The 21,536-nt window shown below is 42.5% G+C and carries 19 protein-coding genes; 18 read left to right on the top strand and 1 reads right to left on the bottom strand.

Annotation, left to right across the window (positions count from 1 at the left end; translation table 11 throughout):
- Position 1: 1 nt before the first annotated feature.
- From ybeY to hslU, 18 genes are all read left to right on the top strand, one after another.
- Positions 2 to 478: an rRNA maturation RNase YbeY gene (gene ybeY, locus CKV62_RS04940; protein WP_095065962.1), complete on the top strand. Its 477-nt coding sequence runs from the start codon at positions 2 to 4 to the stop codon at positions 476 to 478.
- On the top strand, positions 471 to 1,370 hold the full coding sequence (era, locus tag CKV62_RS04935; protein ID WP_095065961.1) for a GTPase Era: 900 nt from the start codon (positions 471 to 473) through the stop codon (positions 1,368 to 1,370). The genes ybeY and era overlap by 8 nt, the downstream gene beginning before the upstream one ends.
- Positions 1,371 to 1,504: 134 nt before the next feature.
- Positions 1,505 to 2,836, top strand: a complete 1,332-nt coding sequence (locus CKV62_RS04930; RefSeq protein WP_095065960.1) for a hemolysin family protein — start codon at positions 1,505 to 1,507, stop codon at positions 2,834 to 2,836.
- On the top strand, positions 2,823 to 3,530 hold the full coding sequence (recO, locus tag CKV62_RS04925; protein ID WP_095065959.1) for a DNA repair protein RecO: 708 nt from the start codon (positions 2,823 to 2,825) through the stop codon (positions 3,528 to 3,530). The genes CKV62_RS04930 and recO overlap by 14 nt, the downstream gene beginning before the upstream one ends.
- Before the next feature lie 106 nt (positions 3,531 to 3,636).
- Complete coding sequence (locus CKV62_RS04920; protein WP_095065958.1) at positions 3,637 to 5,154, top strand: capsule assembly Wzi family protein; 1,518 nt, start codon at positions 3,637 to 3,639, stop codon at positions 5,152 to 5,154.
- 367 nt (positions 5,155 to 5,521) lie between these two features.
- Positions 5,522 to 6,397, top strand: a complete 876-nt coding sequence (gene glyQ, locus CKV62_RS04915; RefSeq protein WP_095065957.1) for a glycine--tRNA ligase subunit alpha — start codon at positions 5,522 to 5,524, stop codon at positions 6,395 to 6,397.
- Between the two features lies 1 nt (position 6,398).
- Entirely contained in the window at positions 6,399 to 8,450 is a 2,052-nt protein-coding gene (gene glyS, locus CKV62_RS04910) for a glycine--tRNA ligase subunit beta (protein WP_095065956.1), read from the top strand.
- A gap of 168 nt (positions 8,451 to 8,618) precedes the next feature.
- A complete protein-coding gene (locus CKV62_RS04905) occupies positions 8,619 to 8,993 on the top strand; it encodes a MarR family winged helix-turn-helix transcriptional regulator (RefSeq protein WP_231968290.1) in 375 nt (124 codons plus the stop codon).
- Between the two features lie 154 nt (positions 8,994 to 9,147).
- Complete coding sequence (gene rplS, locus CKV62_RS04900) at positions 9,148 to 9,489, top strand: 50S ribosomal protein L19 (protein ID WP_038115149.1); 342 nt, start codon at positions 9,148 to 9,150, stop codon at positions 9,487 to 9,489.
- Between the two features lie 236 nt (positions 9,490 to 9,725).
- Positions 9,726 to 10,631 carry a ribosome biogenesis GTPase YlqF gene (gene ylqF, locus CKV62_RS04895; RefSeq protein ID WP_095065955.1) on the top strand — a complete coding sequence of 302 codons (906 nt, stop codon included), beginning with the start codon at positions 9,726 to 9,728 and terminating at the stop codon, positions 10,629 to 10,631.
- Positions 10,624 to 11,418 (top strand): ribonuclease HII, encoded by a 795-nt coding sequence (locus CKV62_RS04890; protein WP_095065954.1) that lies wholly within the window; start codon positions 10,624 to 10,626, stop codon positions 11,416 to 11,418. The genes ylqF and CKV62_RS04890 overlap by 8 nt, the downstream gene beginning before the upstream one ends.
- A gap of 216 nt (positions 11,419 to 11,634) precedes the next feature.
- A complete protein-coding gene (locus CKV62_RS04885; RefSeq protein WP_038115143.1) occupies positions 11,635 to 12,033 on the top strand; it encodes a YraN family protein in 399 nt (132 codons plus the stop codon).
- Between the two features lie 13 nt (positions 12,034 to 12,046).
- Positions 12,047 to 13,609 carry a YifB family Mg chelatase-like AAA ATPase gene (locus CKV62_RS04880; RefSeq protein WP_095065953.1) on the top strand — a complete coding sequence of 521 codons (1,563 nt, stop codon included), beginning with the start codon at positions 12,047 to 12,049 and terminating at the stop codon, positions 13,607 to 13,609.
- An 8-nt stretch (positions 13,610 to 13,617) separates the two neighbouring features.
- Entirely contained in the window at positions 13,618 to 14,817 is a 1,200-nt protein-coding gene (gene dprA, locus CKV62_RS04875) for a DNA-processing protein DprA (protein WP_095065952.1), read from the top strand.
- On the top strand, positions 14,807 to 17,134 hold the full coding sequence (gene topA / locus CKV62_RS04870; RefSeq protein ID WP_095065951.1) for a type I DNA topoisomerase: 2,328 nt from the start codon (positions 14,807 to 14,809) through the stop codon (positions 17,132 to 17,134). The genes dprA and topA overlap by 11 nt, the downstream gene beginning before the upstream one ends.
- Before the next feature lie 37 nt (positions 17,135 to 17,171).
- Positions 17,172 to 18,488: a methylenetetrahydrofolate--tRNA-(uracil(54)-C(5))-methyltransferase (FADH(2)-oxidizing) TrmFO gene (trmFO, locus tag CKV62_RS04865; protein ID WP_095065950.1), complete on the top strand. Its 1,317-nt coding sequence runs from the start codon at positions 17,172 to 17,174 to the stop codon at positions 18,486 to 18,488.
- A 65-nt stretch (positions 18,489 to 18,553) separates the two neighbouring features.
- Positions 18,554 to 19,096: an ATP-dependent protease subunit HslV gene (hslV, locus tag CKV62_RS04860; RefSeq protein ID WP_095065949.1), complete on the top strand. Its 543-nt coding sequence runs from the start codon at positions 18,554 to 18,556 to the stop codon at positions 19,094 to 19,096.
- 1 nt (position 19,097) lies between these two features.
- Entirely contained in the window at positions 19,098 to 20,492 is a 1,395-nt protein-coding gene (hslU, locus tag CKV62_RS04855) for an ATP-dependent protease ATPase subunit HslU (RefSeq protein WP_095065948.1), read from the top strand.
- A gap of 64 nt (positions 20,493 to 20,556) precedes the next feature.
- Here hslU and lgt read toward each other — a convergent pair whose 3' ends face one another.
- Positions 20,557 to 21,384 (bottom strand): prolipoprotein diacylglyceryl transferase, encoded by an 828-nt coding sequence (gene lgt, locus CKV62_RS04850; RefSeq protein WP_095065947.1) that lies wholly within the window; start codon positions 21,382 to 21,384, stop codon positions 20,557 to 20,559.
- Positions 21,385 to 21,536 lie beyond the last annotated feature (152 nt).

Below are 21,536 nucleotides of genomic sequence, written 5' to 3'. Positions count from 1 at the left end.
TATGTATATACATATCAGCTATGACGAAGATATAGAACAAGACTCACGAATTGAGGCGATTATCCGTAAGGTATGTGATGAAGTGAGTCGCGTTTATGGTCTTGAAGAGGATGAGATGAGTATTCTCCTCTGTAATAATGCGAAGATTCATGAACTTAATAAGCAGTACCGCGATATCGACCGGCCGACGGATGTACTCTCTTTCGCCCTTAATGAAGGGGATGACTATGAAGGTAGTGAAGAGGAGCATCATTTATTGGGTGATATGATTATCTCTCTGGAGCGTGCTCGTGAACAGGCTATCGAATATGGTCACAGCTTTGAGAGGGAACTGGCGTACTTAACGACTCATAGCTGTCTGCATATTTTAGGTTACGATCATATGAATGATGAGGATAAAAAGGAAATGAGAACGGAGGAGGAATTCGTTCTCGGTCATCTCGGTTATGTGAGGGAGGATGCACCATACAATGAATAACAATGAACATTTTAAATCGGGCTTCGTAGCCGTTGTAGGCCGTCCTAACGTGGGAAAATCTACCCTTATTAATGCCCTTATAGGCGATAAAATTGCCATCGTTTCCGATAAGGCGCAAACGACGCGTAATCGCATCATCTGCGTATATACGGATGATGCGAAACAAATCGTCTTCATGGATACCCCGGGTGTGCATAAGCCTAAACATAAGCTGGGAGAATTCATGGTGGATGCAGCCATCGAATCATTAAAGGAAACAGAAGCGGTCCTCTTCGTGGTGGCCGGCAATGAAAAGCGCGGTCCCGGAGATAATTTCATCATAGAACAGTTGAAGCGCGTAAAAGTACCTGTCTTCTTGGTGGTAAATAAAATCGATACCTTAAAAAAAGAAGAACTGTTAGAGGTAATCGTGTCTTATCAGGATGCGTATCCATTTGCAGGGGTTATTCCTATTTCCGCAAAGAATAAGGAGAATTTATCCGAGGTTTTGCGCGTACTGGAAGAAGTCTTGCCGGAAGGCCCTCAATATTTTCCTGAGGATATGATTACGGACCAACCGGAGCGGCTCATCATTTCCGATATTGTGCGTGAAAAAATTCTGCTCGCGACACGCGATGAAATTCCTCATGCCATTGCCGTAGACGTAGATGAAATGAAAACACGTCCCGATGGCACAACGTATGTACGTGCCACCATTTACTGTGAAAGGGACTCACAAAAGGGGATTATTATCGGAAAACGCGGTGCTCTATTGAAACAACTTGGTGCAGAGGCACGGGCTGATGTGGAAAAATTGTTGGCTACAAAGGTATATCTCGACCTCTGGGTTAAGGTTAAAAAGGACTGGCGCAATAAATCCGGTATGTTATCCGAATTAGGGTATAAGAAGTAATAAACAATAATCGATTGTTTTGATATACTCAATATATAATGTTCTGTAATTAAAATACGAAATCATACATATAAGTAAAATCGTATTTATAAGTTCGATGATATCATCATGTGATGATATGGAAAGGATATTGCATGGATAGTGTAGATGGCCTGATACCGTTAGGATTCGGTCTATTATGTATATTTTTAATTAACTTCTTTGTGGTTGCAAAGTTTTCATTTGCTCGGCTTAGAAAAGAACATGTCGAAGATATGGATATTCTCGCAGAAAGGGACAGGGAATTTCTGTTAAAGTTATATCAAAATCCGGAATACTTTTTGAATACGACCCAGTTTTTAATTCTGTTCTTTATTCTTGCTCTGGCAGGAACGGGGACTTTCGTATTTGATAATGTAGTGGATAGATTGATGTCCTTTCTAAATGTACAGACCGAGTGGATGCATTTCTTGTTGGATATTTTGTTGTTGCTGTTTATCAGTCTTATCGTGCTCATCTTCGGTGAAATCGTACCGAAAGCGTTAGGACTATCTTTTCCTACAAAATACGTAAATACATATAGCCGCATCGTTGTGGCTGCCGGTCGTCTAGTATATCCTTTCATCTGGATTGCCGGTAAGATTTCCACGGTTATTCTTAAGTTTTATAAAACAAAATACCTTACAGAACTTGATTTGGTGTACACGGAAGAAGAAATCCGTATGATGATTTCCCGCAGCCATGAAGAGGGACAACTGGATCAGGTTGAATCGGAACTCATCGATAATGTATTCAACTTTGTGGACCGTATGGCTAAAGAGGTTATGGTACCGCGGCAAGATGTGGACTGTGTCTTTGTCGAGGACGGCTATGATGAAGCGATGAAGGTGATTCGATCGACCGTTCATACGAGATATCCTTTGTGTGTAGAGGATAAGGATCACATCATCGGCCTCGTTCACATTAAGGACCTCATGGAGCGTCCTAACCAAGCGAAGAAGGATTTACGGAACATCAAGCGGGATATTTTAACGGTTCCCGAAGTCATGAAGTTATCCACATTGCTGCAATATATGCGTACGCGCCGAATCTATTTAGCGGTTGTCGTCGATGAATATGGCGGCATGGTCGGCCTTGTTGGCCTTGAAGATATCATTGAAGAACTGGTCGGAGATATTCAGGACGAGCATGAACCTCATTTGCCGGCAACCATGTCGTATGCGGACGGGTCATTTGAATTTGACGGAAAGGTTCTCGTTGACGAAGTTGAGGAAATAATGAATGTTGAGATTGAAGATTCCGATTCAGACACTATCGGCGGATATGTATTCGGTTTACTGGAGCGCACGCCAATCGTAGGGGATACGGTAGATGCTAACGGATATACCTTCGAGGTAACACAGATGCAGGGATATCGTATTTCACGACTCAAGGTAACGCCGCTTCCTGAAGAGGAACCTGTGGAAGAAGAACATGAAGAATCTTAACGGCGCTTTCAATACACCGGCTATCGTTATCAGTCGAAAAAAGTATAAGCTTTATTCTGTTTTTACTTTTATCACGCCGAGCTTAGGTATCATACGGGCATCGTTACCGCATAAGCGCCTGCAGAGCATGCGTAACAGTTCTTATCTACGACCTTTCAGCGCCATGTACATTACAGTTGTTCCCGATGGGGAATACGTGAATGTAACGCAGATTGACGGATCCTATGTGGTGGAGCCGTTAGATACTAATCTTGAAAATATCGCTTATGCGGCAGTGGCCAGTGAACTCATACAGGAACTATTTGCGCTGTATGATGCGGATCGCAACGTATTCGATGTGGTGGTAAATTATTCAAAGTCCATTCGGCAACGTAATGTCCGATTGGGAACGATTATGCTGGGATGGCAACTGTTGTCATTGGCCGGTGTTGTGCCTAAAGCACATTATTTCATGAATCGGCAAAATGCCGATAATTTCTGGCGGGAACTTTACACTGTAACACAGATGAGTGTATCTCCGTCAGTAAAGAAAGCATTACCTATACTCTTAGGTTTTCAATGGCGTGATGAGCTGCAGACGGAATTTTCCGGTTCTCTCTGGACCGAGCTGGAAAAAATATTATATGCCTATGCCTCTCATGAGATTGGTAAACCCTTAAACAGCGTTATTTTTCTGAATACTATGATAAAATAAAGTGATTTGAATCTGTTGGAAGAATTTTAATCAGATTTTAGTATTTCTTACATTAAATTGTGTGTGTTCGTTATGTGTGATTTAGTATAGTGAGGAGAGTTATTCCGTGAAAGTAAATAAATTATTGATTACCGCTGCTATTATGACCATGTCATTTGGTGCTGCTTATGCGACACAAATCGTATCGCCAAATATTAATCTCAGTTCAACAACTTATGATATGATTGATTCTTTGCATGCACAAGGATATATTGATACATTACCGACGTCAAAACCGTATACGCGTTTACAGGTAGCACAATGGATTGCAGAGGCTAATAGTAAGGTAGACAGTAATACACCTCAATTCATCCAATCCATGATTCATAATCTTGAAACTGAATATGCCGATGATATGCAGACCTTGGCAACTGGTAAACAGGATTCCAAGATTGTTGTTGACTCCGTGAAAGTATCGGTAACATCCACCAATTTACCGGCTTATAACCAAAATCAAGGTGGATGGACTCGTACCGCCAGTACATATCAACCGTTAAATGGAAATAATAACGGATATACGTATAATCGTGGTACTACGGTAAGTGGTGAAATGAATATTCGCGGTACCGCCGGTAATCATGTGGCGTATGCTGTTACACCTCGTACCGATTTATTTGCCGGAAATAACAGTGCACGATTTATCAACGGTTATGTTAAAACACATATCGGGGCCGTAGAGGTTCAAGCCGGTAAAGATGAACTCTGGTGGGGCCCGACGCATCAATCATCCCTTAATTTGTCCAATAATATGAATGCCTTAACCGGTGTGAAAGTGACGACAATTAACCCTGTAAAAATAGGTGGTACATTTAGATTTTTACGATCTGTAAAACCTACATTCGTATATGCAAAATTGTCGGATGATAGAAACGATGTTAAGCATCCGGACTTTTTCGGTGCCCGTATTGAGGTATCTCCGACTAAACGACTTGTATTGGGTGCCAGCTTGACATCCATCATGGGTGGTGAAGGTCGTCATTTAAGTTTATCTGACTACGGTCGTTTCTTAACGGGAAAAAATGAATCGGTACGTTCCAAAGATAAGTGGAACAGTATTGCCGGGTATGATATAAAATGGACATTACCATCTATGGAAGTATATGGTATGGTATATGGCGAGGATCAGGCGACAGGATTAGGATTCATACCGAGTCCATCCCGTATTGCGTGGACCGCAGGGGTATACGTACCGAAAATTGGTAAAAACCATGATTGGAATCTTCGTTTAGAAGGTGGCAAGACAAGTAACTGGTGGTATTCTCATTGGTCATATAGTGACGGCTATGTGCATAAAGGTCATATCATTGGCGACTATATGGGCAACAGCAGTAATCGTTTATATGCTCGACTTGGCCATTGGGATAAGAAGGCAAACCTGACAGCCCTTAATGTGGAATATTTACAGTTAAATCGTGAAGTTAATACTGATGTGACGGCTCTCAATGTATGGCTTGATCACAGTCGTAAATTATCTCAAAATTGGTCCCTTGGCGCTAAAGTTGGCGTATCCAGACTCCATAATATGACTGAGAAGAAAGATAAAACGGCTTATTTAGTCGGCGTTGATGTGAAACGTACATTCTAAAAAATGATGATTAAATGATAGAATTTGAATAATGTAGTATTGAGATGTTGATTATGTGTATAAAAGTATTAGATTGACATTCTTCCCTCTGTATTGCTACAATATTATGTATAATACATGCGATGAAGCAGAGTAGTAGACCTCTCTAGCGAGTGAGGACGGTGTAAGCTCACATTTGGTTGAAGGCGCTGTAGAGCATTGGCAGGAACGCAGTTTTGTTAGTAAAGGCCAACATAGAAAAAAGAGGGCGCAAGCCAAATAGGGTGGAACCGCGGGTATACTCGTCCCTGTAACGTTTTTCGTTACAGGGACTTTTTGTTTGTAACGAAAATACTTTCACAGAAAGCATTGTATAGTGGAGGCAACAATGACATTTCAAGAGATTATTTTAAACCTACAAAAATTCTGGAGCGAGCAAGGTTGTATCGTTCAAAATCCATATGATGTTGAAAAGGGCGCAGGTACAATGAATCCTGCAACATTTTTGCATGCTATCGGTCCTGAACCTTGGGCCGTATGTTATGTGGAGCCGTCCCGTCGTCCGGCAGACGGTCGTTATGGTGACAACCCTAACCGTCTGTTTCAACATCATCAATTCCAAGTTATCGTGAAGCCGTCACCTGATAATATCCAAGAATTGTATTTACAGTCCTTAGCTACATTGGGAATTCACGCTGAAGATCATGATATCCGCTTTGTAGAGGATAACTGGGAATCTCCGACACTCGGTGCGTGGGGGCTTGGTTGGGAAGTATGGCTCGACGGTATGGAAGTGACTCAATTTACATATTTCCAACAGGTCGGTTCCATCGACTGTAAACCAGTTTCGGTAGAAATTACATACGGTTTAGAACGTTTGGCTATGTACATTCAAGGCGTAGAAAATGTATATGACCTTAAATGGAATGAAAATGTTACATATGGTGATGTATGGCATGCTAACGAAGTTGAACAATCCGTTTACAATTTTGAATTAGCAGATACAGATATGCTTTTCAAATTGTTTGATATGTACGAAGCAGAAGCAAAACGCGTTTGCGAGGCGGGTTATGTTCTTCCTGCTTATGATTATGTGCTGAAATGTTCTCATACGTTTAATCTGCTTGATTCCCGCGGTGCTATTTCCATCAGCGAACGTACTGCTTTTATCGGCCGCGTACGTGCATTGGCGCGTATTTGTGCACAACAATACCTCGCTAAACGCGAAGAATTAGGTTTCCCGCTTTTGAAAGGAGATAAATAAGATGGCAAAGGATTTATTATTTGAAATCGGTGCAGAAGAAATTCCTGCCGGCTTTATGCCAAATATCTTAGGTCAATTGAAACAATTGGCTGAAACAAAATTAAATGATGCCCATCTTCCTTTTGAAAGCATCGCAACATACGGCACACCACGTCGTTTGGCTCTTATCGTGAAAGGCATTGCCGATACATCTGCTGAAATCAGCGAACGTCATAAAGGTCCTTCCGCCTCCATCGCATATGATGCAGACGGTAATGCTACAAAGGCGGCAATCGGCTTTGCTCGTGGGAAAGGTCTTGATGTAGATGATCTCGTCGTAGAAGACGGATATATCTATGCGGAAACTAAAACCGCAGGGGTTCCTGCAAAGGATATCGTAACAGATATGTTACCGCAGTTGATTACAGGGCTTAATTTCCCTAAATCTATGCATTGGGGCGATTTAGATGCTAAATTCGTACGTCCTGTACGTTGGCTTGTGGCATTACTTGATGAAGAAGTAATCCCTGTAGCGTTTGCCAATGTAAAATCCGGTAATGTAACACGTGGTCATCGTTTCTTAGGTGCTGATGAAATTACTATAAAAAATGCAGCATCTTATGTAGACACATTAAAAGAAAACTTTGTCATGGTTGATCAGGATGCACGTCGCGAATTGATTTTCAAGCAATTACATGATATAGCAAAATCTAAACATGCATCCATTGTGTGGGATGACGACTTGTTGGAAGAAATCAACTATCTCGTTGAATGGCCTACCGCTTTATGCGGTGGTTTTGAAGAATCCTATTTGGCGTTACCTGATGCTGCTATCATCACACCGATGAAAGATCATCAACGTTACTTCCCGTTGGTCGATAAAGACGGTAAATTGTTACCGATGTTTTTAACTGTTCGCAATGGTTCTGATCATTCCATCGAAGTGGTGCAGGCCGGTAACGAACGCGTATTGCGCGCTCGTTTAGATGACGCAAAATTCTTCTTTAATGAGGACCGCAAGAAACCTCTTATCGACCGTCAGGAAGGTTTGACTAAAATCGTATTCCAAGAAGGCCTTGGCAATTTAGCGGATAAAACGGAACGCTTGTTAGAATTAGGTCGTATCTTCGGTGAAGAGTGCGGTTTACACGAAGATGCAGCTGTTGTGCTGGAACGAGCCACCATTCTTGCAAAAACGGACTTAACTACTGGTATGGTTACAGAATTTACCGAATTACAGGGTGTTATGGGTAAGGAATATGCGCTACTTGATGGTGAATCCGAAGACGTAGCGGAAGCGATTTTTGAGCAATACTTACCTCGCTTTGCAGGTGATGTATTACCTCAAACAGAAGCCGGCAAAGTATTATCCATCATTGATAAAGTGGATAATATCGTTGCTACCTTCAGTCGCGGCTTGATTCCTACAGGTTCTCAGGACCCATATGCGTTGCGTCGTCAAACTATCGGTATCTTGAATATTTTACTGGGCAGTGACTGGAATATCAGTTTGCGCCCTATCTTTAAAGTGTCTATGAAATTGCTTAACGTACCGGACGATAAGCAGGATGAATTGCTTGGCCAGATTGAGGAATTCTTTACTCTCCGCTTGAAAAATATTTTCCTTGATCGCGAAGTGCCGCATCATGTTATCGATTTGTTGTTATCTAACAACGAATTGTCCGTTGCAGATGCGGAAGGCCTTGTAAATGCATTGCTTGCAAATCGTATCGACGATGATGTTGAATTTGTTCAAGCCTACACACGTATGTATAACTTAGTGAAAGATGTGACATATGAATCCGTTAATGTGTCACTTCTCAAGGAAGATGCGGAAAAGGCGTTGTTTGAGGCGGCTTCTAAAGCATATGAAGCTAGTCTTGCTGCATGGGATGCTCATGATTATGATGCCGTTGTTGCCGTACCGGCTATGTTGGTTCCTGTAATCAATACATTCTTTGAAGATGTGATGGTTATGGATAAAGACGAAGCAATTAAGAATAATCGTTTGCAATTACTTCGGTTAGCTTATAATGTGATGGCTATTATCGGTGATATTAACGCATTGAAATAGAATGGTGAAAGGACGAGTTGCGACTCGTCCTTTTAGCTGTGTACTTTTACAGAGAGAGTACAATATACAGATTAAAAGTTATAATTCATATGAAATTTGTAATCTATGCAGGATTTTATAATGTGACGGCGAATACAAATAGTATACAAAGTTGTAAGGAGAAATCTTATGATTACAGAGGTTGAATTATATAAGGCCTTACGAAAGGTGCCAAGTGGTAAAGAAAATTCCCGCCAACGGATTCTTATAGAGCTATACATGAGAGGTCAGGGCGCATCGCAAAAAGATCTTGTTAATGCCCTTGATATGAGGCCGGCCACGGTTTCGGAACAACTGGATATTCTTATCGAGCAAGGATATGTAACTAAACATATTGATTTCATGGATAAGCGGGTATCTATTATAGGTCTCACTTCAGAGGGAGAAAAACTGGGTAAAGAATTGTCGTTATCCTACGAGGATTACCTAAAACATATATTTTCCGGATTGAGCGATGTTGAAAAGGATGAATTGTTCAGTCTATTACAGAAACTTTGTAAATAGACTCGATTATGAAATCTAAATGATATAGTATAATTTTTTATATAGATAATACTTGATTAAAGGTCCTGTTATATGGTATTATTGTTCTGTTAATTTGAGACAGTCCGCTGCCTATAAGGTGTAGGTATTGAATGTCTGCAAACAGGAGGAAACAATGAACATTATTAACGTACTCGAACAGGAACAATTACGTACAGACATTCCTACATTCCGCTCCGGTGACACCGTGCGTGTACACGTAAAAGTAGTGGAAGGTAGCCGTGAACGTATCCAGGTTTTTGAAGGCTTGGTAATCAAACGTCAAAATGGTGGCGTACGTGAAACTTTCACAGTTCGTCGTATTGCATCCGGTGTAGGTGTAGAACGTACATTCCCGCTTCACAGCCCACGTTTAGCTAAAATCGAAGTTATGCGTCGTGGTGTTGTTCGTCGTGCTAAATTGTACTACTTACGTAACCTTACTGGTAAAGCTGCTCGTATTCGCGAAAAACGCTAATGTTCTTAAAAGGCTGCCGATGGCAGCCTTTTATTTTTGCCTAAATCCGTATGATTCAGTTATGTCGTTTGATGAAATACCGAATATGCTATATATTTAAGATACAGCTGATATATAATACAGTTAACATACAGTTAATGTGAATGATTTTTAAGATATAGTAATCATATATGTAATTATTGAAAGATTCTGATAATCGCATTTGATTTAATACGTAGAAACAGAAAGGGTATACTATGGCAGATTCACCTGTTGTACATTGGTTCCCCGGACATATGGCGAAAGCCACCCGAATGATTACCGAGTATATCAAAAAGGTAGATGTAGTTATCGAGCTGCTTGATGCACGTATTCCAAGGTCTAGTGCCAATCCCGTTATTATCGAATTAATCGGACAGAAGCCGCACATCGTACTATTGAATAAGGCCGATCTGGCCGACCCGAAAGCTACAAAGGAATGGACCGAGTTTTTTATGAATAAGGGTATTACCGTGCTTTCCATTGATTCCAAGTCAGGAAAGGGAAATAAGAAACTCTTATCTACAGTGGAACGTCTCAGTAAACCTATCATCGACCGCTGGATGGCAAAGGGGATTCGAAGTCGTTCCGTACGAACCATAATTTTGGGTATTCCTAATGTCGGTAAGTCTACATTGATAAATTCTTTGGCCGGTTCTGCCGCTACAAGAACGGCTAATAAGGCGGGGCACACTCGGGGGCAACAATGGGTTAAAATCGGTAAAAATCTGGAACTCTTAGATACACCCGGTGTATTATGGCCAAAACTCGAGGATCAGCGCGCGGCGGCTCGTCTGGCCATGACAGGGGCCATATCCGATGATGTATATGATTTAGAGCATGTCATCAAGCAACTTATTACGCATCTCTTAACTAATGAACCTCAGATTTTAGTTGAGCGCTATAAATTAAAAGAGACTGAGATGACGGATATTGATACGATTATTGAAAGTATCGGTCGTCGTCGCGGGTGTCTTGTAAGCGGCGGTATTGTTGACTTTGACAAGGCGCGTCGAATTATACTACAGGATTATCGTAACGGAAAACTCGGCGTGATTACCCTGGACAGGGTCGATGAAGAACCGTATTATGCTGATGATAATGAGGGGTCCCGTAATGGATAAGATAGAATTATCGGATTTAAAGGTACAGGATATTAAGGCACTTTTTGAAACAGATAAAGCCTTGGATATTTTACCGCTAGCTCAAGCGGATTCACGCAGTTCCGTGCAGAAGTTGGCCGCGGCTTATATTAAACGTCAGGAAAAAGAGCTGAAAGAACAGCAACGCCTTATGGGAATGTATGATTATGAAGGCATATTCTATGATCAGGATTTATATCATGTTGCTGGTGTGGATGAGGTCGGACGGGGTCCTATAGCGGGACCTGTGACGGTAGCGGCGGTTATATTGCCGCCGATGACACTTATTCCCGGCCTTAATGATTCGAAAAAGTTAACCGAAGAGAAACGAGAGGCTTTATATGATATCATCACGAAAGAGGCTGTGGCGATAAGCTGTGTTTCTTATGGTCCGGAAAAGATTGATGAACTCAATATTTATGAAGCGACCCGTCAGGCCATGTATGAAGCTGTTCGCACATTATCGGTACCGGCCGAGGCCGTAGTGGTCGATGCCATGAAGTTGCCTGATTTAACTGTTCCCGTAGAGTCTATTATCAAAGGGGACAGCAAGAGCGCCAATATTGCGGCCGCATCGATTATTGCAAAGGTTACACGCGATCGGTATATGAAGCGTTTAGACGAGGAATACCCGGGGTATGGTTTCGGTATTCACAAGGGTTATTACACTGAACTGCACAAAGAAGCCGTGGAACAGCAAGGGGTGACACCGCTTCATCGGAAAAGTTTTGAGCCTATAAAATCAATTGTAGGCTGGGTAAAAGAATAGATTTATAAATTCAAATTGTATATAGTTAAAATCCGTATAGAGGTTCCTGATGGTCACCTGTGTGACTATTGGGAACCTCTTTTCTATTTACTTTATGAGTCAATCATTCTACGCTACACATATAAATGTATAACGGCTGATAATTGCACATCAGATACATTATGATGAGTTTTTAATACATCACTGTGCATTGTTGTTAATGATTGAGGAGGTAGTATGCAAACGATGAGTACCGGAAAGTCATTTAATGAACTCGATTCGAAAGCCCTCGGTGAATGGGGAGAGCGTGTAGCTGTTTCTTATGTAGAAAAGATGGGGCTGTCCATTGTGGAAACGAACTATCGTACAAAATTGGGAGAAATCGATATCATTGCTAAAAAGGATTTGGTCTATCATTTTATCGAAATAAAGGCGCGTCGCGGCGTGCAGTTCGGTTTGGCGCGTGAGGCGGTATCAAAGAAAAAGCAGAAGCATATAAAACGAGCTGCCATGCTGTACTTATATGATTTATATCAAAAGAAGCGGCGCTGGAAAGAGATTTCTTTTGATGTCATCGAAGTGTATCTGCATGAAGACTTTCAAAGTTCCATTCATTATTTACCGCAATGTTTTTAAGAGAGGTACGGTTATGTATGCAAAACTATATGGTGCAACACTGCACGGTATCGAAGGATGTGTCATAACGGTAGAGGTCGATATTTCGCAGGGACTGCCCGTATTGGATATCGTCGGATTGCCGAATCAGTCCGTAAAGGAAGCACGCGAACGTGTGCGGGCAGCTATAAAAAACAGCGGCTATGAATTTCCTATGCGGCGTATCGTGGTCAATTTAGCCCCTGCCAATATACGAAAAAGCAGTGCAGGCCTTGATTTAGCGATTGCCATAGGTATCATTTTGGCATCCGGACAGATTAAAGGGCGGAAGAAAAATTTACAATCGCTGTTCGAGCGGTGTATATGCATGGGTGAACTCGCTTTGGACGGAACAATTCTTACAACGTACGGAACCCTTGCCATGGCTCTGTCCGCAATGGAGAATAATTGCCGAACGGTCTATACTAATCCTGTTAACGGACGTACCTTAGAGGCTATACCTAATTTGACGGTCCATAGTGATTCCACACTACAAGGGATTATTTCCTTAATTGAAAGTCATGCCAAAGGTGGTCAATCACAGTCGGATGTTATTTGTAATCCCGTTATAAATACAGATGAGTCCTATGTGCCCGTAATGGGAGAATACGGTGTCGATTTTGGAGATGTGCGCGGACAGGATTTAGGTAAACGCGCTATGATGCTCAGTGCCGCAGGACATCATCATTGTATTATGGTGGGACCGCCCGGTGCGGGAAAGACGATGATGGCTGAGCGTTTACCCACCATACTGCCGCCCATGTCATGGTCTGAAATAGTTGAAGTGAGTAGGATTCAGGATGTATTGGGATTACTTGGTGGTGAAGGGCTCGTAAAAACGAGACCGTTCAGGCATCCGCATCATACGGCAACCGTAGCGAGTATGGTGGGCGGCGGTATCTCAGGGAAGCCCGGTGAGATCACGTTGGCTCATGGCGGTGTGCTTTTTATGGATGAGGCGCCGGAATTTCAACGGCAGGTTATAGAGGCGCTTCGACAACCGCTGGAGTCGAGGACGATAACGATTAACCGGTCGCAAGGGAATTATATTTATCCGGCCGACTGTATCTGTATTTTTGCGGCTAATCCATGCCCTTGCGGATATTATAATGATCCGTATAAGGAATGTTTATGTTCTCAAACGGACATTCATAATTATCAGCGGCGTCTGTCGGGACCGATCATGGATCGCATCGATCTACATATCCCTGTGGAGCGGCCCACATTAGAACATATGCTGGATACGACGTATTCCTCCATGGATAGTGAAAGCATGCGCCAACAGGTCGTTGAAGCCGTAGCATTACAATGTAAACGATATGAAGGGCTTCCTTTCAACTCTAACGGACAATTACCGCATAGAGCCATACGGGAATTATGCAGTGTGACGGATTCCGCATGGCATGTACTCGGTACTATTTTTGAACGCTTTCATATGAGCGGTCGTGCCTTTGACAGGATTCTGAGAGTATCTAGAACCATTGCTGATTTAGAGGGAAATCCCGAGGTGGAAGAAAAACACATATCTGAGGCGATGATGTTTCGCAGTGAACAGTAGGAGCGATTATGACTAGAATTTATGGGGATAATTTTTATATAGCAGGGCTTCAAAGCTTATATTATATAGGCTCTGCACACATTCGTGAACTGATTAGAAAATTCGGAACTCCTTATGATGCATGGGAAGCGGTTAAAAATCCTAGTAATCTGCAGTCATTTACGTCAATGACAACACAGTATATAAACTGCATTTCCGCTAATGCCAAGGATGAACGATTGCAAATCATATATGATAAAATTCAGGAATATCATATGTCATATATAACGTATTTAGATGCGGATTTTCCTGAGATTCTTCGACATATTTATAATCCGCCGGCCATCGTTTTTATGCGAGGTAATCGGGCGCTACTGGATGAACGCATTCCTAAAATCGGTATTGTGGGTGCCCGTAAATGTTCCCTATATGGTCGAAATGTGGCTCGTATGCTCGGTAAAGAATTGTCAAAGTATGTGGCGGTTATCGTCAGCGGAGGGGCAAGAGGCATCGACTGTCATAGCCATGAAGGCACGTTGTCGGCACATGGATACGGTATTATCGTCATGGGATGCGGTCTTGATATCGCTTATCCTCGTGATAATGCGAAATTATTTGATCGCATGTTACAAGAGGGGGGCCTGCTCCTATCCGAATATCCACCGGGAACGCCACCTTCAGCCAAGCATTTTCCGGCTCGTAACCGTATTATCAGCGGTCTATGTAAAGGCGTTATCGTCGTTGAGGCGCGTGCCAGCAGCGGCTCCTTAATCACTGCGGATATGGCCAACAGCGAAGGGCGTGATGTATTTGTCGTACCATGTAATTTATTGGATCATGTGGCGGATGGAAATAAGTGGCTCATTCGACAAGGGGCTCATGTATTGACGGGTGTTGAGGATATCGTAAAGGAATACGGCCTGATAATGAGAGATAGTGTAACAGGACAACTTTCACAAGCACAAGATACGGATACATCTATAAATAATGGTAAAAGTGTTGATACACAAGGGGGCGGTGTGTTAAGCTGTAATTTGGATAGGAGTAAGGTATTGGATGTAATACCGTTTGACAGATGTATCACTGTCAGTGATATACTGCATGAAACTCATATGCCATTACAGCAAATACAACCTATATTGCTTGACTTGGAACTGGAGGGTGCCATCGAGCATAATCCGCCGAGAGGCTATATTAATATTACTAGGAGTGATATACTTGTCCATTAAACGATCAATCGTTATTGGCGAGCCTAAAACAGCTGGCGCAAGTACAGAGAAAAAGAAGAAAGAGAAAACTAAAAGCACAGGTACTACCATAACAGGAAAAATTGGCAAGGAAACACTGAAACCTGTTGGAATTGTACGGGATAAGTCCGTATTACAAACATCGATGCCCCCTGAACAGCGTGAACCTCGTGTATATAATCCTGAAGGTAAAGTTCTGGTTATCGTGGAATCACCTGCTAAGTCTAAAACCATTGAGAAATTTTTAGGACCTAATTATGTGGTAAAAGCAAGTATGGGTCATTTACGGGATTTGCCTAAATCGCAGATGGGGATCGATATCGAACATGGCTTTACACCTCGGTATAGTAATTTGGTGAGTCGAAAAAAGGTCATTGATGAGCTTATATCTTATGCCGATGACAGCAGCGCTGTTTTATTGGCGACTGACCCGGACCGTGAAGGTGAAGCCATTTCTTGGCATTTAGCATACATTTTAAATGTGGACCCTACGTCTACGTGTCGTATCACATTTAATGAGATTACTAAATCCGCTGTAGCGGATGCGCTTAATGCGCCGCGTACTATCGACATGAATATGGTGGACGCTCAGCAGGCGAGACGCGTATTGGACCGTATTGTGGGGTATAAATTAAGCCCCCTTTTATGGAAAAAGATATGTAAAGGTCTCAGCGCCGGTCGCGTACAGTCCGTAGCGGTACGTCTTATTTGCGAGCGGGAACGTGAGATTCAAGCCTTTGTTCCGCAGGAGTACTGGAGTATTGAAGGTAATTTTGAAACTTCAAAGAAAGAGTCTTTTAAAGCAGAGTTAACACATATTAAAGGTGAGAAAATCGATATCACCGCTGAAGATCAAGCACAATCCGTGGTTGATGCTATCGGCGATGCTGATGCGGTGGTAACGAATATCGAGAAACGTAAGCGCTCTCGTAAAGCGGCACCTCCGTTCACGACATCCACATTACAACAGGATGGTGTGCGTAAGTTGAATTTTGGTGCTAAGCGGACCATGATGATTGCGCAGCATCTTTATGAAGGTTTGGAAATCGGCTCATACGGCCATGTAGGTCTGATCACTTATATGCGTACGGATTCTACGCGTATTTCCAAGGAAATGCAGGTGGCGGCGAAGGACTATATTATTCGTACATATGGTGATGAATATTATCCATCCCGACCTAATGTATACGGTTCAAAAGGTTCGGCTCAGGATGCGCATGAGGCGATTCGTCCGACCTCTCTCGAGTTGACACCTAAAATGGTGGAACCGTTTTTAAGTCGCGATGAACTCAAGTTATATACATTAATCTGGAATCGATTCATGGCAAGCCAAATGGCACCGCAGCAGAATGAGTCGACAACGGTTGAACTTTCAGTTCATGATGAATATACATTTAAAGCGACGGGAACCCGTGTATTGTTCCCCGGGTTCAGTGTCGTTTATGAAGACTCTAAAAAAGATGAGTCTCCACAATTGCCGGCATTTAAGAAGAATGATGCGGTTCATACCGTTGAAGTATTGCCGGAGCAGCATTTCACACAGCCGCCTCCACGATATTCGGAAGCGAGCCTCATCAAAACTTTGGAAGAACTCGGCATCGGTCGTCCTAGCACCTATGCTCCGATTCTGGATACGATTGTGAGCCGCAACTATGTGGAGAATACAAACAAGCAGTTTGTTCCGACAGAGCTGGGTTTTGTCGTGGTAGACTTTTTAATTGCCTATTTTGAAAAAATCATCAATACCGGATTTACCCGTGATTTGGAAGAAGAGCTTGACGCCATCGCATCCGGAAAAGATACGTATCTGAAGGTATTAACGGATTTTTATAAGGTTTTTGCAAAAGAATTAGAGGAAGCCAATGATGTGGAGCGTGTTGAAATCGCATCTATGGAGAGTGATGAAACATGTGAAGTCTGCGGTAGTCCTATGGTTTATAAATTCGGACGTTACGGTAAATTTTTAGCATGCTCTAATTTCCCTGAGTGCAAGAATACAAAACCAATCACCGTAAGAACCGGTGTAACCTGTCCTAAGTGTAAGGAAGGGGAAATCGTAGAACGCAAGTCTCGCAGAGGTCGTTTGTTCTATGGCTGTAATCGATATCCACAATGTGATTTTACATTGTGGGATAAACCGACACATGACTTCTGTGATACATGCGGATCGATTATGGTCGAAAAAACGTATAAGAACGGAACGACAAAGAAATTCTGCTCTAATGAGTCATGTCCTACACGTCCGCCTAAGAAAACTAGAAAGAAAAAAAGTGAGCCCGTTGCTGAGGAGTCTAAATAAAAGCTTCTTTGCGGGTAGCACTATAGAGGAATAACTATTGAATACAAAACATGTTATCGTCATCGGTGCAGGACTCGCCGGTTCCGAGGCGGCCTGGCAGTTAGCCAATCGCGGCGTTCATGTGGATCTGTATGAAATGCGTCCACATAAAAGTTCGCCTGCTCATCAGACTGATCAATTTGCCGAACTTGTATGCAGTAATTCGCTACGGGCAGGCAATATAGAGAACGCTGTAGGCCTTTTAAAGGAGGAGATGCGTCGATTAGGGTCTCTCATTATGGAATGCGCCGACGCTACGGCTGTTCCCGCGGGAGGGGCTTTGGCGGTGGATCGTCATTTATTCAGTGGAATGGTGACTCGAAAGGTAAAAGCTCACCCGAATATTACGGTCCATTATGAGGAAGTTACAGATATTCCGTCAGAGGGGATTGTAATTTTTGCATCGGGTCCACTTACATCTGAAACATTGGGCGATAAGATAAAAGCACTTACCGGTGAAACGGGATTTTATTTTTATGATGCGGCGGCACCGATTGTGACAGCTGAATCCTTAAATTACGATAAGGTCTTTGCGGCCTCCCGATATGATAAAGGCGATGCGGATTATCTTAACTGTCCTATGACAGAAGAAGAATACAAAGTGTTCTGGCATGAATTGATCACAGCTGATGCGGTGCAGCCGAAAGACTTTGAAAAGGAAATATATTTTGAAGGATGTATGCCTGTAGAAATCATGGCGAGTCGCGGCGAGGATACATTGCGTTACGGCCCATTAAAGCCTGTAGGTCTTGTAGATAAGAGAACAAATGCGGAATCGTATGCGGTTGTACAATTGCGTAAGGAGAATAAGGAAGGCACCATGTTCAATCTGGTCGGCTTTCAGACTCATTTGAAATGGGGCGAGCAGAAACGTGTATTCGGCATGATTCCGGGACTTGAAAATGCGGAGTTTGTTCGGTATGGTGTGATGCATCGCAACACATATATCAATTCGCCGGAGTTATTGAACCATGCTTTTCAATTGAAAAAAGAACCAAGGTTGTTCTTTGCAGGGCAAATGACGGGGGTTGAAGGCTACCTGGAATCTGCTGCCAGCGGGTTGATGGTAGGGCTTCAGGTTGAACGATATATTTCGGAACGTCCGTTCATAGAATTCCCGAGGACTACGGCTTGCGGAGCACTGAGCCAATATATCTCAAACTATGAAGGCTCAAATTTTCAGCCGATGAATATAAATTTTGGTATAATGGAATCATGGCCGGAGAGAATTCGTAAGAAAAAAGAAAAGAATGCTCTCATTGCAGGTCGTGCTCTTGATGAATTATCATTATTGAAAGAACGGGAACAAATTTAATACCATATGATAAGGCTTGTGAATATGAATTTTCGAGCCTTATCATGTTATTGGGGAGGTTTAGAATGTCTGAATTTCATTCCACTACAATATGCGCTGTAAAGCGCGGTAATACGGTTGCCATCGCCGGTGACGGTCAAGTAACGTTTGGACAAGCCGTTGTGATGAAGAATACGGCTAGAAAGGTACGTCGTATCTATAACGGTAAAATCGTTACGGGCTTTGCCGGTTCCGTTGCGGATGCTTTCAGCCTATTTGATAAGTTTGAAGCAAAATTAAACAGCTATAACGGAAATTTATTGCGCAGTGCCGTAGAACTTGCTAAAGATTGGCGCAGTGATAAGATGATGCGCAATTTGGAAGCTTTATTACTCGTGTCCGACGGAGAAACAATTTTACTTCTTTCCGGTAATGGCGAAGTTATTGAGCCGGATGACGGTATTTGTGCTATCGGCTCAGGCGGCAATTACGCATTGGCGGCGGCTCGCGCGTTGGCGGAGAATACGGAACTGTCCGCTCGGGATATTGCGGAAAAATCCCTGCATATTGCGGCGGATCTCTGTGTATATACAAATCATAATGTCATTGTAGAAGAATTGGAGGCATAATATGAAAGATAATTATACCCCAAAACAAATCGTTGCCGAGTTGGATAAATATATTATCGGACAAAAAGAAGCAAAAAAAATGGTAGCCATCGCCCTTCGAAACAGGTGGCGCGCAAAACAGTTGCCGGAAGAAGTCCGCGATGAATATGTACCGAAAAATATTCTTCTCATCGGACCTACCGGTGTCGGTAAAACGGAATTAGCTCGTCGTTTAGCTAAAATTATGCATGCTCCCTTTGTGAAGGTAGAGGCTACAAAGTATACAGAAGTCGGCTATGTAGGCCGCGATGTTGAATCCATGGTTAGAGACCTTTTATTAAACTCCATTCGTATGGTGAAAGAAGATAAAAAGGCAAAAAATCATGTAAAGGCGACCAGGCTTGCTAATCAACGTTTGGTAGATATCTTATTGCCCTCATCCGGAGGGGGAAAGAAATTTACTAATCCGTTGGAAATGCTGTTTAATAATAATGAAGAGAAGTCTGAGTCTAAAGCTGATATAAAGCCTGAAAGTAAGGCGGACGAACGGGAAACCTTATTAAAGCAAATTTCCGGCGGACTGTTAGATGATAAGGAAATCACTATAGAGGTTCGGGATCAACAGAAAAATGTGGCCGGTATCGGGGCCGGAACGAGTCAGGAGGATATGGCGAATAACATTCAGGATATGTTGAATGCCATGATGCCGAAACGTATGAAAAAGCGGACCACTACCGTGAAAAATGCACGAACAATCTTTGCAGAGGAAATTGCGGAAGATATGCTTGATATGGATGAGGTCCACGAAGAAGCCATCAAATTGGCGGAACGGGAGGGCATAATTTTTATCGATGAATTCGATAAAATCGCCGCAGGAAATGAAAATGTACGCGGCGTCGTATCCCGTGAAGGTGTACAGCGTGATATTTTGCCGATTGTAGAAGGATCCATGGTATCTACAAAATTTGGTCCTGTCAATACGGAGCATATTTTGTTTATTGCAGCCGGCGCATTCCATGTGTCAAAGCCGTCTGATTTAATTCCTGAGCTGCAAGGTCGTTTTCCTATCCGCGTAGAATTGAACAGCCTCAGCAAGGAAGACTTTAAGGCTATTTTGACAACACCTCAACAAGCGTTGTTAAAACAATACTATATGTTATTACAGGCTGATAATGTAACTATCCATTTTACCGACGAATCCATTGATAAGATTGCCGAGTTGGCATATCGTGTCAATAATGAAACGGAGGATATCGGTGCTCGCAGATTGCATACGATTTTGGAAAACCTGTTACAGGATGTTTCCTACAATGCACCGGCACCTGAACCTGTAGAGGTAACCATTACGGCCGCCATGGTTGAAGATCGATTAAACACATTGGTTGAAGATCAGGATTTGTCACAGTATATTTTGTAGATAACAGAAAAACAAAGCCCCTCCGATAATAATATTACGTTATCATCGGAGGGGCTTATTGTCATTATTTCCTTTTATGTTTCTTCGTGTTTTGTACTGTAGCCGTTTCGGTAGCCAGTAATTGTTTTTTCTCCAAATATCCCAGATAGATGAAGAGGATAATACTGATGACGATAACGATAACACTCGTCATTTGTGCCGACTTAAGACCGAGCGTTAAATCAACATAATCACCGCGTAAGAATTCCAGGCAGAAACGTGCAATTGAATACAGGATGGCATACAGTACGAATACTTGCCCTTTAGCATGTTTAAACGAGCTGAATAACAGTAACGCTACAAAGATGAGAATATCGATTTGTCCTTCCCATACCTCTGCAGGCCATAATGGTTGGTTACCGTATGTTCGATAAGCAAGGGTGCTTTCAGGATAAATAATACCGAAATTTCCCCCTGTAGGATGGCCGAAGGCGTCGCCGTTTAACAGGTTGGCCATGCGTCCTACAGACTGTGCTAAGATAAGGGCCGGCGCAAAAATATCCCCGAAAGCCCAGAAATCGATCTTATTCTTTCGTAAATACCAGTAACCGGCAATCGTACCGAGGACAACACCGCCTTGAATAGCCATGCCGCCTTGCCAAACGAAGGGTATTTCCAAAAGATGATTTCCGTAATAATCCCAATCGAAAAAAAACACATCCCAGAGACGTGCTCCGATGAGCCCCGCAACGGCGACGGTAATTGAGAAATCCACGATGTGTTCATGCCAGCCGCGGCCGTCTTTTTTTAGTAAAACATAGGCTACAGAGGCTCCGCATAAGATGGCCAATGCTAACATGGCTCCATAGGCTCTGATCGGGAAATCCCCAATAAAAAATAAATATTGATGCATATAAATCTCCTTATACTTTTATCGTTATTATATATTTTTAAAATGTATAATTTAAATTATAGTGTACATATGTGCTGATGACAACACATGTCTGTGAATCTAAATAAATATGGTATAATATAAGAATTGTTATTATGCTCTTTGAAAGAGAC

This window comes from Veillonella rodentium (assembly GCF_900187285.1).
Classification (GTDB): Bacteria; Bacillota; Negativicutes; order Veillonellales; family Veillonellaceae; genus Veillonella; species Veillonella rodentium.
Note: the sequence above shows the minus strand (reverse complement) of the source record. Positions and strands in the feature narration are given on the sequence as shown.